This window comes from Planococcus sp. MB-3u-03 (assembly GCF_002833405.1).
Taxonomy (GTDB): Bacteria; Bacillota; Bacilli; order Bacillales_A; family Planococcaceae; genus Planococcus.
In genome coordinates this window covers 821,202-836,927 of record NZ_CP025135.1, presented here as the reverse complement: position 1 = coordinate 836,927, position 15,726 = coordinate 821,202, and the positions used below count along the sequence as shown (strand labels likewise).

The window sequence follows — 15,726 nt, the reverse complement described above, 5'->3', positions numbered from 1 at the left end:
CAAAGAAGTATTCGCTTATTGGACGCATTACTATCGTTTTGAAGAAAGACAACGATAGTTTGACCGAACAATAAAAATAAGCCGACTTTTCAGATGATAAAGCAAAAGAGTTTACCGAATGCTGTAATTCAACAATTAAAAAAATGATGACGATTGAAAGGAATTAAAACCAATGACGATAGCGCTAGAAAAGAAGTACATTCCATTTGCAAATTATTTTTCCATGGCAACAAACCCAACCCTTGCGTTGCACCTGACTGAAATTGAAAAGATTATGGGACAGAGCCTGCCTAATAGTGCTTACTTAAATCAAAGTTGGTGGAAAAAGACGAAAGCACCGGCCAAGCATTTCCATGCTTGGCTAGATAACGGCTACATAGTCAAGGAGTTCAAGTCAAATCGGTATGTTAGTTTTGAAAGGATAGATCTTTTGACTAAAAACGATGAAAATAAGGATCATGCGAATGAGGATATTTTGTTCGTTCGTCCAGCTGGACATAGTGATGCTCGTTTTCTCGCAGAATTGCAGAAAAATATAGAAGGAGAATCGGACTTTCTATTGTATGGAAAAGAAGAACGAGCACTGTCTACACAAAAAGTGAGAAAGCAGATTATTGAGTGGAATCAACGCGGCCATTCAATTGTTTTTCTTGCTATTTTAAATGGAGAGCACGTCGGTTATTTGATGGTCACAGGGAATGAGGCCAAACGGGCTACTCATCGTGCAGCCTTGCTTCTTGGGATTCAAGCTGATGCGCAAGGTAAAGGAATTGCTTACTCTCTTCTTCAAAAAGCAGAGGAATGGGCTATCACAAAAGCCATCAGTCGTCTCGAGCTGACTGTTTCAGAAGAAAACATTCCAGCTCGGAAGCTCTTCGAAAAAATGGAGTATAAACCGGAAGGCATTCGCAACAACTCAATAATTATCAACAATAAACTACACAATGAAATTTACATGGCCAAGTTTTTGGACTACTAGACTTTGAACTCATATTACCCCTAATGATAAGCCTTTTTTTCCATTTTTTTAAGGATGAGTCCATTTGATTATTGCCGTGTGAACTGTCTGCAGTTGCTGTTCTTCTTATAGTCAATGACGAGATAATTTAGGCAGCTGCCATCGTGTAAATTTAGTGTGAATCCAGTTGCTTCTACAAATCCCATTCAACTTTGGCAGCATCCTAGTGTGTAAGGGACAATCTGTTGATATTCCAAAATGCGTTGTTTTATTCTCAGAAGTTCTTTTCTACTTATCGTTGAGTCTTTGATTTAATGTGCCTCAATGCATGATTAGTTTTGGCTTATGCTTAAATAGTTTTTTATTAAAGGCAAAACTTGAGCTAATAATTGCTCATCTGTTAGTTCGATTCCACGCTCAGTCCAAAATGTATATGCAGTACCTTTAAGGACATCTGACGTGTCAACTTCGCCGTAGGGATTATCTTTGTAACAAAATACAGTTGATTTATGAAATGCCTTTACGTAGTCAATTTGTCCTGCGATAGCTTCTGTATTTATACTGTCATTACTTTTTCTTCTTTCTTTTTTTTATTTATTCTTTTTTTTTTTTTCTCTTTTTTTTGTATTTATTCTCTCTTTTTTCATCATTCTTTCTTTTCTTTTTTCTTTCTCTTCTTTTTATTTTTTTTCTTATATCCCTTCTTCAGAATCGTTCCACATTCTCGGTTTGTAGCCGCATTGCTCGACATAACCAGAAATTGTATTGATAAACCTTATATACTCTTCCTGGAAGTTATTTGTCCCTGGCACTTCGTCACCGCCTATTGAGAATATTTGGTGTCCTTTATATTTGTCTTGCTTAAATACAAAGGCTATTTCCTCGATCAAATGTTTAACGAGCATTGTTGCTTGAGGGTTATCAAAATAGTCAACTAAACCCTCATCAAAGTCTGACACGATCGATTTGTAAAAGTTTTCATCGAATTTTCTTTGACCAGTTTCAACCACCCTTTGAGTGGCTTGGAACATCAAAATCTGGAATGATCATCACATCTCTATCATTTGCATAAGCGATGAGTTCTAGAATTTCGCTTTTAACGAGGTATTGATCATTTGTTTTGTCAAAGTCTGACCTAGGATTTCAGAGAATAACCGGTATCCCTCTGCATCCGAAAATGTAATTGAAGATAATCTCCACCACCTGTTTGAATCTCATCGATAACGCGCATTAAGAACGTTACTGGCACATGACGTCTCGAAGTATCTAATATAATACCGCTGACCAATCGAGGCCGAGTGGCTTCTCCATGTAGATGTTTCGATAAATTAAAAGCTCTTTTAATACGGTTCTGCAAAATAAAACCTCCTGTATCTAAGGATATGGTTAAAGTAGTTTTGTTGCTTCCTAAGTATATCGATGTTTTAAAAGAAGTTAATAAAATTAATACACTTATTTTTCGACAAAATTTCACTATATAAATACAGAACACGAAAGTAGGTAGATTGATATGGATTTCTTTTCAGGACCATATGGTTTGGTCGCAAGCTTTGTTTTTGGTACCCATTTCTAATGGCACTTTTTTGGATGGCAGGATCTATTCTTTTTTTGAGAACAAAAGAAAAGAAACAAAGTGACATCGATATAGATGGATTTGATTGGCCGATGATTAGCATCCTCGTTCCTTGTTATAACGAAGAAGAAACGATTACGGATACCGTAAAAAATTTATCTGGGCTATCGTATCCCAAAAAGGAAATTATCTTAATAAATGATGGCTCAACCGATCAAACTGCTTCCCTTTTAGAGGAATTATCCAAAACATACAGTGAAGTAAGAGTGATTCAACTACAAGAAAACCGTGGGAAAGCAAATGCCTTACAAGTAGGATTATTTGCTTCAAAAGCTGAGTATTTAGTCTGCGTTGATGCAGATGCACTTTTAGCAGATACAGCCCCTTACTATATGATTCATCAGTTTTTTGTAAGTGGAGAGCGAGTAGGCGCCGTTACAGGAAGTCCATCTATTCGGAACCGAAATACGCTTTTGAGCCGAATGCAATTGGTTGAATATGCTTCAATTATTGGTGCGATTAAGCGCACACAAAGACTACTAGGAAAAGTAATGACGGTATCGGGAGTAGTTGTGACGTTTCGCAAAAAAGCATTAGTAGATGTCGGGTTATGGGATCGCGATATGATTACAGAAGACATTGCCGTTAGTTGGAAATTGCAAAAACGCTTTTGGGATGTTCGTTATGAACCTCGTGCAATTTGTTGGATGCTTGTTCCCGAAACACTCTTAGGTATTTGGCAACAGCGAATTCGTTGGGCACAAGGGGGACAAGAAGTCATCTTGCGTCATTGGCGCATCTTATTCAGCTGGAAACAAAGACGTCTATGGCTTATTTTTTTAGAGCAATGTATCAGTACACTCTGGGCTTTCAGTTGGTTATTTATTACACTGATCCTTGTTTTTTCAGCTAATGCCTTTCAAGACCTAATTTTTTGGTTGACATTAACTTCTTTTTTCCTTGTATTTATTAGTATGATTCAACTGTTCATCTCTCTTGTAATCGATTCTAGACATAACGGGGTGATGAAGTATTATTTTTGGGCCGCATGGTATCCGGCTATTTACTGGATGGTAAACACCCTAGTAGTCGTTGTTGCTTTACCAAGAGCCATTAAATCTCGTTACAAAGGAGGTTACGCTGTATGGTCAAGTCCAGATCGAGGTCTAAAGAAATCATGATCATTAGTGGAAATCGTTCAAATTTTAGATTTGTTGCCGATCTGCTTATTACTTTGTTTTTTTGGGTGTATACAGTGATTGTGATGATTTTCATTTTATCAGCTACTACTGGATTTAGTAATATTGTAACAAGAACGCTGAATACTACATTCAAAACAACAAACAGTGAAGTTCAAGCAGTAATTTTATTTGGATTTATCGTATTCATTGTTCTTTATTTAGTATTGTTTATTAATCGTCTTTATAATAAAAAACGATTTGGGAAATTAACTCGTCGAACTTACCCAGAGACCGTGACTGAGCGTGATCTACTTTCCTTGCAATTAATGAGTGTCGAAAACATTGAAAAACTCCAAAGCAACTATGTGGTTTTTGAAAGAAACCCCATTATTTCATTAGAAGAGGAAAAAATACATGAAGAAAGCGATTAAACTAATCATTATTCTAGCTTTAATATATGCATTTTTTTTGTTCAAGGATGATATCAAAGAAGAAGTGTTTACGGTAGATGAGTTAGCGATGTCTTTTCCAGAAGAACTAAACAAAGAGAGTTGCCTTGGTTTAAACTATCACCGTGTGTTAGAAGATACTACGCTTGTTCGAATAAGCAGATGGCTATTAAACTCGGATGAATTGGTTAAGTACAGCGTAGTAACTACAGAATTCGAAGAACAATTAACGTCGTTAGCCGATGCAGGAGCTGTTTTCTTGTCAGAAGACGAATTCCTTCAAGCAAAGAAATCAGGAACCTTCCCATCAAAATGTGTATGGGTTTCTTTTGACGACATCGATTACTCAGTTTACAAAAATGCATTTCCGATTTTGAAAAACAAACGTTCCATTTACCATGTTTGTCATTGCAGGACGCGTTGGAGATACAGACTTCAGTAACTTAAAATGGCAACATGGGATCAAATAAGAAAATGGAAAAGAGTGGACTTGCCAGCGTGGGATCTCATACGTATAAAATGCATCGATTTGAAAACGAAACTCCCATATTTCTTGTTCCAGAAAATAGAGAGGCGTTTAAAAGCGATTTGAAAAAGCATTGAAGTTATTGAAAAAAGAGCTTGAAATAACTGTACGTAGCTTCGCTTATCCATACGGGAATACTGATGACTTTACGGCTCAGGCACTACGGGATCAAGGGCTAGAAGCAGGATATATTTAGCACCGCAAACAATAGTGCCGACAGATGATAATTTTACATCAATCGTGTACTTGTTAACGATGCAACACATCGCAAAGTCATTCTTCCTTTCATTAAAAGTCAGTAAGGTTCAAAAAGAGCATCATATAGGTAGTACATTCTAAAAGTTAAGTTTGAACGCTAACTTTTGGTATTTATCACCAATCTTGATGTTCTTTTCTTTTCATCTTTATACGAATAGGTAATAGCTTCTTTTAAATCTGACCCTTATTTTTCGTGCCATTCATTTTATCGCAGCCATAAGCTATTCATGCATTCAACTGTACATATACATTTTATAATTCTGTTGAAAATCAAACGTATACCAAAAGAACGATAGAAAAATATGGTTTACTTCCAACACTGGTACATGAGATCCATAAGACACCAACAAAAATCGTCACGACCGTATTTGGCGCACCTATTCAAAAGAAACAGCTCTGCCCGTATGACCCAGAAAGAGATGCTGGACTTTCTTCTAACGTTTAATTAGGTCACCCCAAAAGTACTCAATTACAACACGTCCTTGCAACTGCAAGCCCACAAATAAATTAATCTAAAAACGAGAAACTTTCGTTGTTAAATATAGTAGTGAAGAAGTCATGCTGAATGTCATATCTTTGACAGAATTACTTGTATTTCTTAGAATTCCGATGACTAGCTCAGTTAAACACCTTAATAAAAATATAAATCAAAGAAAGATGATGGTTATATTGAAGAAAGATTGCGAAAATATCCTATCAACAGAAGTAGGAATAGAGGAATCTATTCTGGATTCTTTGCGAGATCAAATTTGTTTGATTGATGCAACTGGCTCTATTCTTTTTGCAAATAATGAATGGCTTCAATTTGCATTAAGAAGTGGCGAAACTTTAGCGAGTTATGGTATTGGAATGAATTATTTAGAACAATGTGAGAATGAGCCTCTACTGTATCAGGGGCTACAAGCGATATTGACAGGACAGAAAGACTCTTTTAATTTCGAACAATCCTGTCACTCTCCTACTATAAAAAGATGGTTTTTGATGCAAGCTACGCCTCTTCAAACCGAGGAATCTATTGAAGGAGTAGTTATTCGCTATGTAGACATTACCAAACAGAAACTTCTAGAACTTCAATTAAAAGAATTGGCAGATCAAGATCCTTTGACCTCTTTATATAATCGTCGTTATTTTATGGAGCAACTAGCTAAAGCATCAGATTGCACGCTTCATGATGGTAGATTTTTGGCCTTGTTATGTATCGATATAGACAATTTCAAAGCCATTAACGATACTTATGGACATCCTGCAGGAGACCATGTACTAAAAGAATTGGCAAATCAACTTAAAGAAGGCACAAGACTTGTGGACACTGTAGCACGTATAGGTGGAGACGAATTTGCTATCTTATTGCCCGACATCACTCAAGTTGAAGTGAAACTTATTGCTGACAGGTTACTCCTATCTATTCAGCAATTGACCATTCACTATCAAGATTGCCTGCTTGAGTTTACCGTATCGATTGGAGGGGAATTTTCACTGATAAAATGCCGCTTACTTCTATGATGGAGGTAGTAGATAAATCCTTATATAGCAAAAGATAAAGGGAAGAATAAAGTAGTCATTAGTTGAAAGTATATGGGATCTAATACAATTTATAAACTGTCTCCTAAATAGGGCGCGAATCGCAAGAATAAAAATTTAGTTTTATTTAAATAATCATTTCAAAAGTATTCGTAATAGCGCACTTTTGAAAAAGGAGAAAAGATGCGCAATGGACAGCCTCTTCTCTCCTTTTTCTGTATAAGTAACTTCCGATAAATTCATGATATGTAAACTAAATTAATGGTTAACCTAGAATTGTCAAAAATAAAGGTTTTTAGCAATTAAATTTTTATATTATTGGCCGCCTTTTATGGGGCTCAATCGTTTCTTGAAGCTAGACCAATATTACTTAATTTTGTTCAGAATTCATATTTTCCACAAATGTTATTCCAATTGGTAATTCAGCTATCATAGAATATCCGATTGGAATAAAAGATGCATGGACACGTATATGGCTGACTTTTTAGTCATAATTATTCTCCTAACAGTTTACTAATAATTTCTAGCGGAAAATTTGTTAAGCCATGAATGATGACGAGAGCCCAAAATTTCGATATTTTGACCATAAAAGCCCCAAAAATAATCCCATGAGTCCATGATTAGCAATGGAATTTGCTATAGTCACATCAATAGTGCCGGCGCTCTGAATAGTAACGTGCCAAACAGCCCATAACAAAGCAGATACACAAATGGCTGGCCAAGTTCCTAAAAAGCTCCAATCGAGTTTGTAACCAAACACGATAAAATAATTCTTCCAGAACACTGTTTAATAAGAAGGAAACTAAAGCACCGGTCAATAAAATAAGAAAATTTATTTCGTATGTATTAGACTCTGCAGAACCCCAAGGACTGAAATAATACATAAATATCCATACAAAACGGGTATGAGAGCAAATTTCCACTGTTTTTGCAGAGTGTGAGTAGAATTTTATTTTGTACGGCTTCCACTTGAAAATTATAAGAGGAACAAAAGAAGAAAAATAAGTTTGTAAATATAAAAATAGTCAAAAACGTTTTCAGCAGGCGTTATAATTAAAGCGAGAAAATATAAAAGAGCAGTAAACAATAGATAATGCGTTTGTGCCTTTAGAGTCTGTTTTTCCCCCTCATGTAAGCAGGGGGATTTTGGGTTTTTATATGGTAAAAAATATAAAACAATAAAAGGTATCCCGACTATTAACCAGTGCCGCCACAGTAAAAGTGAATCATCAAAATCTGCACTTACAATAATACGCCCGTTATTTGATAGAACAATCCATATAGAGGACACTATTAGAATGACTAGGGTTGTATAAGTTAAGTAAGAGTTCTTAGATGTAGTTATCATGTCTTTCCTCCCTTTTTTTGCGTGCCAATCTAGAAATTTCTTTTCCGACTTTGTCCGTTCAGCATTATAACGCTTCCGCTCATTGCTCCAGTTCAATTTACTTCTCCTTCTTCAACTCGTTTACTTCGTAAAAATCTATGATTTTATCAATGTATTCAATTACGTTTTCTTCCAAAAAGATTAATCCGGCTTTTTCTGGTGCTTCCTTTTGTAGGCTCCAATACTTTTCAATTAGTGCTTTATCACTGTTAAACGCTTCGTCAAGGAACAATATAAGTTTTCTAGCCAAGGTCTGAGATTTCATCGAGCTTGGGTTTTCATGCTTTTGTTCCCTGGCTGTTCTCAATAAGTAAACTATGTCCATAGATTCCTTCTCACCCATATGAAATAGGGGATTGTTAAAAACCTTCCTTTCTTTTTCACTAAAGTATTCTTTCAAATAAGCCATTTGCTTAACTTGATCTTCTCCCGTTTGCCCTATGTATTGGAATAGGTTGGTCCAACTAATGTCTTGTTCAATAAAAGATAGTTGCTGGGTTAACCTGAGCATTTTTTCCAGATAATCAAGGTGTGCTTTTTCTTTTGCAATAATAATCAATTGCTCTTCAAAAATGTCCTCCCAGTCATTTTCATTTAAAATAGATTTGATCTGTTCTAATTGAAATCCTAGTTTCTTTAAAGCGATAACCCGCTGCAGAATTAGAATATCTTCTTTTGAATAATAACGATAACCTGAATCTGCAATTCGGGAAGGTGTTAATAGATCGATTTCATTGTAATAGCGCAGTGTTCGAACAGTCAGGTTTAATTCTTTTGCCACTTTCCCAATACTATACATAAGCCACCTCCGTTTGTGCTTTCATTATTAGTATAACTCTGCCGTAAACGGAAGAGTCAACAGGCGGTATAAACTTTTCTGTAAATTTTATAAGCATATGGACCCTTAGTCCAAAAACCGTTCGTAAAAGTACACTTTTCCGAACGCTCTCAAAACAGCTTAATAAAGCGCGAAAAATGTTCGTAAACATACCAAAACACTTTACGAACGTTCGCTGGTTCTCGATGACTTTTACGAACGTTTTTCAACTCCTAGTGAAATACTGATTATGATCCATTCGCCTATGTACGGAGCCATGCCCAAAGCGGCCGACGCGGTGCCTCCCCTGTAACCTTTATTCAAGCTCCAAACAATTTCATTCTCCTCTCCTAAATCCAAATCAAAAGTGCTACACTGAAACTAAGTAAATAATCATGCAGGGAAAAGGTGCTGATTCGTCAGCGTAACAGGGAATCCGGTGAAAATCCGGAGCTGTTTCCGCAACTGTAAGTGCGTATGAAATAAGAGATGCCACTGGGGAGACCCGGGAAGGCCTTAGAGTAAAGCGATGCACAAGCCAGGAGACCTACCTTTTTCTGAACGTATTTTTGCTCTTCGGAAGATAAGAGGATCTACGGCAACTTTTTCCTATGGACAGCCTTGTGCTGGATATTCGCAATCGTGCCACTCTCTTCGTTGAGAGTGGCTTTTTTTGTCTCTTTTTGAAAGCGATACGTCTGCTGATATTTACGGATTCTATCCAGGAGGTGAACAAATGAAAAAAAAACATGCGCTACCTGTGCTACCCGTTCATGCGGGAAAGCGCTTCGACGGTCGATTTCGAGATCCGCACCGATTCCTTGACGACACGGATCGGCGAAGCCATCGCGGTCAACGATGTCCCGCAAATCATCGATGATTTGCGCTGCCTGCAGCCGATGGTTTATCACTTGAACGGCTCGGTGCGCGGGAAACTCGCGATTACCGAACAAGACCTCGCCGAGCTCAGCGACTTGTACGACCGCTACGTGGCGGAAGTGAAAGAGGAAATCGGCCAGTTCGTCCTGCCGCAAGGAACCCACGCTGCGTGCATTCTTCACGTCTGCCGCAGCGAAGCGAAAAAGTCCGTCCGCGCCCTGCACCATGTGATGCTTGAGCGCGAAGTGCCGGAGCATTTGATGGACTATGCCAACCTGCTCGCCAATGTCTTTTTTGTCATGGCCGTGTATGCCAATAAGCAGCACGGCGTCGATGAAATCCCATTCGTCAGCAAATCCTATCCAACAAAACGCATGAAGAAAAAGGAGACTCACTCGTGAAAATCAAATCATTTCTCTTACTCAGCATTCCACTCTCTTTAACACTCGGTGCTTGCCAAGATGATACTGCCGAAGTACCGGCAACAGACGAAACAACAGAAGAAACGCCAACTGAAACTGCAAGCGACGCACCGTACACGGTCACCGATGACCGCGGCGAAGAACTCGAATTCGAGCAAGCGCCTGAAACGATCGTGTCGCTCATCCCGAGCAACACCGAGATCGTCTTTGCACTCGATTCCGGCGATCAATTGGTCGGCGTTACCGACTATGACAACTACCCGGAAGCGGCACAGGACATCGAACGCGTCAGTGATTCCGTGGAATTCAATGCCGAGAAAATCATCCAGCTCGACCCGGATGTCGTTTTGGCTTATTCAACCGGCGAGGCACCGCCTGCCCTTTCCCAACTTGAAGATGCCGACATTCCGGTATTCGTTATCGAATCGGCTACTTCATTCGATGAAGTATACGGCGATATCGAACAAATCGCCTCTGTTCTTGCCAAGGAAGAAAAAGGCGCTGAAGTGATCGAAGGCATCCAAACGCAAATCGAAGATGTCCAAGAACGCCTTGCAGCGGTCGAAGAGCAAAAAGAAGTGTACGTGGAAATCAGCCCGTCCCCTGAAATTTACACAACCGGTAAATCGACGTTCATGCAGGAAATCCTAAACCACGCCCAAGTGACCAATGTCTTCGAGGACCTGGAAGGCTGGCCGAATATCTCTGAAGAAGAAGTCATCACCCGCGATCCCGAAGTCATCTTGACGACCGTGTCTTACGTGGAAGATGCCGTCGGTGATATCGAAGCGCGCGACAGCTGGTCGGATGTGGAGGCGATTGAGAATGACGAAGTGCATTTCATCGATTCCGACATCACTTCCCGCCCTGGGCCGCGCATCGGTGAAGCGGTGCAGTTAGTTGCGGAAACGGTTTATCCGGAATTGATGGAATAAGTTTATTCATTTGCGCTTCACTCAACAAGCACAGACATTCCCTAAGCTATTTCACTGTTTATAAAGTCCTGCATCATAACGGCGCAAGTCCTGCTCTCACTCTGTTTCAGAGGGAATGAATAGTCTACTCATCAATAAAAAAGGCGCAACCGATTAAGTCGGTTACGCCTTTTTTCTATTCATAATCCCGCTTCATCGCGGATGTCCTGCTCGGTTATCGCCCCGCCCTTTCCAGTCCCATTGACGTCTTCAAGTTTAACGTCCAGTTCTTTCGCGAGATGGCGAAGTCTTGGCGACACGCGGGTAAAGCTCGCTGTCTCTTGTGACGCTTCGTTTTCCTCCGCCTGTTCGAGATGGACTTTTTCAGAAGCCCCCGTGTTCTCGGCAGCTTGTCCTTTTGGGTCGATGACTGCAAGCAATGTACCAGCTTTGGCGGAATCTCCGCGCTTCACGTGGATTTTCTTCACCGTCCCACCCGTTTCGGCACGGATTTCAGACACCGCTTTTTCCGTCTGCACTTCACACAGCACGGCGCCTTCTTCGACGTAATCGCCTTCATCAACGAACCACAGGACAATCAAGCTCTCATCGGTATCTTCAGACAGCTTCGGCAAAGTCACATCATGCATCCAATCGCCTCCTTTACGCTTCATCCATCATCTGCTTGACTGTCTCGACGATTTTATCCGGCCCCGGCAAGACGAAATCTTCCAGCACATGGCTGTACGGAATCGGCACATCCGGAATCGCCAGGCGCTTGATCGGCGATTCAAGTTCATAGAGCGCTTCTTCCGAGACGATGGCCGCGATTTCAGCTGTCATGCCATACGAGCGGTAATCCTCATCGACGACGACCAGCCGATGCGTTTTCTTCACTGAATTGAGGATGGTATCTTTATCGATCGGCGCCAAGGATCGCAGGTCGATGACTTCCGCTTCGATGCCATCTTGTGCCAATCGCTCTGCCGCTTCCATCGCATAATGCGTCATCATCTGGATGCCGACGATGGTTACGTCTTTGCCTTCCCGCATGACATTCGCTTTGTCGAGCGGCACGGTATACGATTCTTCCGGCACATGGCCGACCGCATAATCGAGCTGGTCCATCCACCCGAGTCCTTGAAGTGATTTATGGAACATGAAAACGACCGGATTGTCGTCGCGTATCGCGGACGTCATCATGCCTTTTAAGTCATGTGGCGTGCTCGGTGCGACCACTTTCATCCCCGGCATATGCGCAAATGTCGCATACAAAGTCTGGGAATGCTGCGCAGCATCGCTATAACCGCCGCCGACCGAAGTCATGAGCACCATCGGGAGGCGCACATTGCCGCCCGCCATATTCGGGATTTTCGCCATATGGTTATAGATCTGGTCCATGCAGACGCCGAAGAAATCGACGAACATCAATTCTGCAATCGGCCGCATGCCTTCTGCCGCTGCACCGATCGCCGCACCGATAAACGCCGTCTCGGAAATTGGCGTATCGAGCACACGCTCCGGCCCGAATTTTTCCATCAAGCCTTGCGTCGAACCGAAAATGCCGCCGTATTTTCCGATATCTTCACCGAGCACGAATACGTTTTTGTCGTTCTCCATCTCCTGGGCAATCGCTTCCGCCATCGCTTTATTGCCCGTCAGCATTCTTTTTTTCGCTGTCTCCATTTCGGATAGGCTCCTTTCCGGATTTAAGATGTAAAGACGTCATCCAATGCGGCTTCAGGTTTCGGATAATCGCTGTCGCGTGCAAACTGGTAGGCTTCGTCCACTTGTTGTTTGGCGCGTGTTTCGATTTCTTCCAGTTCCGGTTCATTCACATGTTCCGCATCCAAGAGCTGCTGGCGCAGTTTCATGATCGGGTCGCGCGCCCGCAGTCCCGGCACTTCTTCCTTGTCCCGGTATAACTCGGGATCGCCCTGGAAATGGCCGAGGAAACGGAAAGTTTCAATTTCGATGATTGTCGGGCCCTGTCCGTTGCGTGCCCGGTTGACCGCTTCTTCCGATGCCTTGTACATCGCGATCGGATCATTATCTTTTACATAAGCCCCCGCTACGCCATACGCCGAAGCGCGCAGGTCATTCGATTCGACAGAAGTCGACGCCGTCTTTGGAACCGAAATGCCGTATGAATTGTCTTCGACGACGATGATGAACGGCAAATTCCACAGCGCTGCCAAGTTGAGCGATTCATGAAACGCTCCGGCATTTGCCGCTCCTTCACCGATGAATGCCACGGCGACCCAGTCTTTTCCTTTCATTTTATTGGCCATAGCCGCACCGACCGCATGCGGAATGCCGGCTGCCACGATGCCGCCACATGAGAATTTCACTTCCGGATCGAACAAATGCATATGCCCGCCTTTGCCTTTTCCGAGACCTGATTCTTTTCCGAAAATCTCCGCCGTCATTTTCTTCAAGTCGACACCTTTGGCGATGGCGTGATGATGCGGACGGTGCGGCGCGGTTACCGTATCGTCTTTCGTCAAATGCACCATCATGCCGGCGGCGGCTGGTTCCTGCCCGGTCGCGAGATGCATTTCACCCGGCACGGGGCCTTCACCGATATTGAACACCGGTGACTTGCCTTCCGTATACGCCTCCACCATCTGGTCTTCATAATAGCGGATCTTGACCATTTGCTCGTACATCCACATCAGCTTGTCGACAGATACAGAAGGCTGTTTTTCTTCGAACTTAGTCACTGCTACTCCTCCTTTTTTACTCCATAAATTCGGATGGCGTGCGACAAATTCCATAGGCCTAAACACTCTCAGTGTACTCTTCTCCAATAAATATTTCAATATTCTGATAATAAAAGACTAGAGAATTTACAATTAAGGTGATCTTCTTTAATTAACAGGTGCAACTTGTTAGAAACTGATTACAAATGCATCTGTTCATCCTTTCCTTTCAAAATTGTAATATCGCTAAACAACAATTATTTATTGATAAACGATAAATAAATCGCTATACTTTGGATATTAAGAAGTAAAGAGGTGTGTTTTATGAAACGGGAGACTTTGTTTTTGAAAGTGGTGCTATTTCTCATGGCGCTACCGGTCATCGCGCTTTGCATCTTCGTGGTGCCACCGCTTTCGGGCATTATCCAGGACGGTCCTGATCAGCTGGCGTTTTTGCAATATGTGTTTGTCACCTTGCTTTATGCAACAGCGGTTGCGTATTTCGTCGCGCTGTACCAGACTTATAAATTATTGAGCTTTATCGATGACAATATCGCCTTCTCTGTGCGCTCAGTGACGGCGATCAAAAACATCAAACGGTGTGCGCTGGTGATCACCGGCATTTACGTTCTCGCAATGCCGTTGTTTTACATCATCGCAGAAATTGATGATGCCCCGGGACTGATCCTCATGGGCGCGGCGATTGGCTTCGGCGCACTTGTCATCGCCGTTTTCGCAGCGGTTTTGCAGAAGCTGCTTACGCACGCCATCGACATCAAATCAGAAAACGATCTTACGGTCTGAGGTGATACCATGCCAATCATCATAAATCTCGACGTCATGCTCGCCAAGCGCAAAATGAGCATGACCGAGCTATCCGAAAAAGTCGGCGTCACCATGCCCAATTTGTCCATCCTGAAAAACGGCAAAGCGAAAGCGATCCGCTTCTCGACTCTTGAAGCCATCTGCAAAGTGCTCGACTGCCAGCCAGGCGATGTATTGGAATACCAGGAAGAAGAATAGTCCTGACTTCCTTCGCTTTTTGAAAACAGTAAATTTCAGAGCAACTTGCCCATTCTTCGAAACCAAAGGAGGAAAAGATCTTGCTGACAAAACTGGTCGCTGCATTTAATCTAGCAATGTCGTTAGGCGCATTTTATATGGGCATTTCCATGCTGCCGTTCATGGGGGTGTTCGTGGAATTTCCATCCGAGTGGGCCGGCGTCATGCCCTTCAGTAGTTGGTCCGCTTTAGCTATGTATGGAATGATTGTCTTCGGAATCGGGAATGCCGTGGTTGCGGTTTATGGGTTCATGAAGAAAACGCGGGTGTTTTTTGTGGCGAATCTTGGTTTAGGAATCCTGCTATCGCTAAGTGCTGCATTGCCGATCGTGTTGCTCGGGGAATGGTATTTGCCTCTCGTGTTCTTTTTCTTCCTCGGTTTCACGCAAATGACTCTCAGTATAGTCGGATTTACTACTAGAGGCATCCATAGGAATACAGAAAAAACTCAAGGCGTATGAAAGCCTTGAGTTTTTTAATGTTTATTATTTTGGCAAATACGTTTGGTCATGCGGATCTGCCCCCGGTGGCTCGTTTCGTCTTCCACGACATGGAACCAGAGAAAGTACTTATTGTAGACAACTCCGTGATCACACTGCCCTTCTTCGTACAACCAGCTATCATTGACACTTTCCAATAGCGACAGCGTATGATCCCTGACCTTCTTTAATTCATCTAGGTAATAATCAAGCGGATGGTTGCGGATCGCGCTTCTCGCTTTGTCCCCAAGTTCAAGCGGCACGAGCCATTGCTCCAGCTCCTGTTGTGTCAAGTCACGGTTTTCGAACGTGATGACCTGGTGCACAAATTCAATTGCCGCCATGTGCATCAAGAGCGCCCCGATCGAATTCGATTGCCCATCAGCCAAATAATCGAGCGCTTCGATAGACAAACCTTCTACATCCGCCAATGTAACCGCGCGCGTATAGTCGAGCATCGACACGAGTTCGCCGATCTTCGGCGAGAATCCTGCTTGTTCCTTGATCCGGTAATCCATACTGCTCCCCCCCTTCCAGCTTACAAGCCATTATTAGCAATGAAAAAGACTGGAGCGCTCCAGTCTTTTTTTGTGTATTG

General features: G+C 42.0%; 18 protein-coding genes and 1 riboswitch. Of the genes, 10 read left to right on the top strand and 8 right to left on the bottom strand.

Annotation, left to right across the window (positions count from 1 at the left end):
• The first annotated feature begins 172 nt into the window (after positions 1 to 172).
• Entirely contained in the window at positions 173 to 979 is an 807-nt protein-coding gene (locus CW734_RS05425; RefSeq protein WP_101189764.1) for a GNAT family N-acetyltransferase, read from the top strand.
• A 671-nt stretch (positions 980 to 1,650) separates the two neighbouring features.
• Here CW734_RS05425 and CW734_RS18220 read toward each other — a convergent pair.
• Positions 1,651 to 1,992 carry a hypothetical protein gene (locus tag CW734_RS18220; RefSeq protein WP_157824125.1) on the bottom strand — a complete coding sequence of 114 codons (342 nt, stop codon included), beginning with the start codon at positions 1,990 to 1,992 and terminating at the stop codon, positions 1,651 to 1,653.
• Positions 1,961 to 2,035: a hypothetical protein gene (locus CW734_RS19875; RefSeq protein ID WP_442956964.1), complete on the bottom strand. Its 75-nt coding sequence runs from the start codon at positions 2,033 to 2,035 to the stop codon at positions 1,961 to 1,963. The genes CW734_RS18220 and CW734_RS19875 overlap by 32 nt, the downstream gene beginning before the upstream one ends.
• 531 nt (positions 2,036 to 2,566) lie before the next feature.
• Between CW734_RS19875 and pgaC the strand changes: the two genes are divergently transcribed.
• The 4 genes from pgaC (at position 2,567) to CW734_RS05395 (ending at position 6,448) form a co-directional block, all read left to right on the top strand.
• Entirely contained in the window at positions 2,567 to 3,712 is a 1,146-nt protein-coding gene (gene pgaC, locus CW734_RS05410) for a poly-beta-1,6-N-acetyl-D-glucosamine synthase (RefSeq protein WP_232787168.1), read from the top strand.
• Complete coding sequence (locus tag CW734_RS05405) at positions 3,676 to 4,143, top strand: hypothetical protein (protein WP_101189760.1); 468 nt, start codon at positions 3,676 to 3,678, stop codon at positions 4,141 to 4,143. The genes pgaC and CW734_RS05405 overlap by 37 nt, the downstream gene beginning before the upstream one ends.
• The gene (locus tag CW734_RS05400) at positions 4,127 to 4,603 is read left to right on the top strand and encodes a polysaccharide deacetylase family protein (protein ID WP_101189759.1); all 477 of its coding nucleotides are present in this window, start codon (positions 4,127 to 4,129) and stop codon (positions 4,601 to 4,603) included. The genes CW734_RS05405 and CW734_RS05400 overlap by 17 nt, the downstream gene beginning before the upstream one ends.
• Before the next feature lie 900 nt (positions 4,604 to 5,503).
• Positions 5,504 to 6,448 (top strand): sensor domain-containing diguanylate cyclase, encoded by a 945-nt coding sequence (locus CW734_RS05395; protein ID WP_232787167.1) that lies wholly within the window; start codon positions 5,504 to 5,506, stop codon positions 6,446 to 6,448.
• Positions 6,449 to 7,004: 556 nt separating this feature from the next.
• Here CW734_RS05395 and CW734_RS18670 read toward each other — a convergent pair.
• Both CW734_RS18670 and CW734_RS05380 read right to left on the bottom strand, forming a co-directional pair.
• On the bottom strand, positions 7,005 to 7,226 hold the full coding sequence (locus CW734_RS18670) for a CPBP family glutamic-type intramembrane protease (RefSeq protein ID WP_232787166.1): 222 nt from the start codon (positions 7,224 to 7,226) through the stop codon (positions 7,005 to 7,007).
• A 685-nt stretch (positions 7,227 to 7,911) separates the two neighbouring features.
• On the bottom strand, positions 7,912 to 8,652 hold the full coding sequence (locus CW734_RS05380) for a MerR family transcriptional regulator (RefSeq protein ID WP_101189757.1): 741 nt from the start codon (positions 8,650 to 8,652) through the stop codon (positions 7,912 to 7,914).
• 407 nt (positions 8,653 to 9,059) lie between these two features.
• Positions 9,060 to 9,239, top strand: a riboswitch (cobalamin riboswitch).
• 180 nt (positions 9,240 to 9,419) lie between these two features.
• On the opposite strand from CW734_RS05380, the gene CW734_RS05375 reads away from it, so the two are divergent.
• Positions 9,420 to 9,950 carry a hypothetical protein gene (locus CW734_RS05375; protein WP_101189756.1) on the top strand — a complete coding sequence of 177 codons (531 nt, stop codon included), beginning with the start codon at positions 9,420 to 9,422 and terminating at the stop codon, positions 9,948 to 9,950.
• On the top strand, positions 9,947 to 10,906 hold the full coding sequence (locus tag CW734_RS05370; RefSeq protein WP_101189755.1) for an ABC transporter substrate-binding protein: 960 nt from the start codon (positions 9,947 to 9,949) through the stop codon (positions 10,904 to 10,906). The genes CW734_RS05375 and CW734_RS05370 overlap by 4 nt, the downstream gene beginning before the upstream one ends.
• 179 nt (positions 10,907 to 11,085) lie before the next feature.
• Here the strand turns inward: CW734_RS05370 and CW734_RS05365 are convergent, their stop codons facing one another.
• The 3 genes from CW734_RS05365 to CW734_RS05355 are packed head-to-tail and all read right to left on the bottom strand — an operon-like array spanning position 11,086 to position 13,560.
• Entirely contained in the window at positions 11,086 to 11,535 is a 450-nt protein-coding gene (locus CW734_RS05365; protein ID WP_157824124.1) for a biotin/lipoyl-containing protein, read from the bottom strand.
• Between the two features lie 13 nt (positions 11,536 to 11,548).
• On the bottom strand, positions 11,549 to 12,571 hold the full coding sequence (locus CW734_RS05360) for an alpha-ketoacid dehydrogenase subunit beta (RefSeq protein WP_101189753.1): 1,023 nt from the start codon (positions 12,569 to 12,571) through the stop codon (positions 11,549 to 11,551).
• A gap of 23 nt (positions 12,572 to 12,594) precedes the next feature.
• Positions 12,595 to 13,560 (bottom strand): thiamine pyrophosphate-dependent dehydrogenase E1 component subunit alpha, encoded by a 966-nt coding sequence (locus CW734_RS05355; protein WP_101192147.1) that lies wholly within the window; start codon positions 13,558 to 13,560, stop codon positions 12,595 to 12,597.
• Positions 13,561 to 13,911: 351 nt separating this feature from the next.
• Between CW734_RS05355 and CW734_RS05350 the strand changes: the two genes are divergently transcribed.
• The 3 genes from CW734_RS05350 (at position 13,912) to CW734_RS05340 (ending at position 15,110) form a co-directional block, all read left to right on the top strand.
• Positions 13,912 to 14,391, top strand: a complete 480-nt coding sequence (locus tag CW734_RS05350; protein WP_101189752.1) for a DUF2975 domain-containing protein — start codon at positions 13,912 to 13,914, stop codon at positions 14,389 to 14,391.
• Positions 14,392 to 14,400: 9 nt separating this feature from the next.
• Positions 14,401 to 14,610, top strand: a complete 210-nt coding sequence (locus tag CW734_RS05345; protein ID WP_101189751.1) for a helix-turn-helix domain-containing protein — start codon at positions 14,401 to 14,403, stop codon at positions 14,608 to 14,610.
• A gap of 80 nt (positions 14,611 to 14,690) precedes the next feature.
• Positions 14,691 to 15,110 carry a hypothetical protein gene (locus CW734_RS05340; protein ID WP_101189750.1) on the top strand — a complete coding sequence of 140 codons (420 nt, stop codon included), beginning with the start codon at positions 14,691 to 14,693 and terminating at the stop codon, positions 15,108 to 15,110.
• Between the two features lie 14 nt (positions 15,111 to 15,124).
• Here CW734_RS05340 and CW734_RS05335 read toward each other — a convergent pair whose 3' ends face one another.
• Complete coding sequence (locus CW734_RS05335; protein ID WP_101189749.1) at positions 15,125 to 15,646, bottom strand: DinB family protein; 522 nt, start codon at positions 15,644 to 15,646, stop codon at positions 15,125 to 15,127.
• Between the last annotated feature and the right edge of the window lie 80 nt (positions 15,647 to 15,726).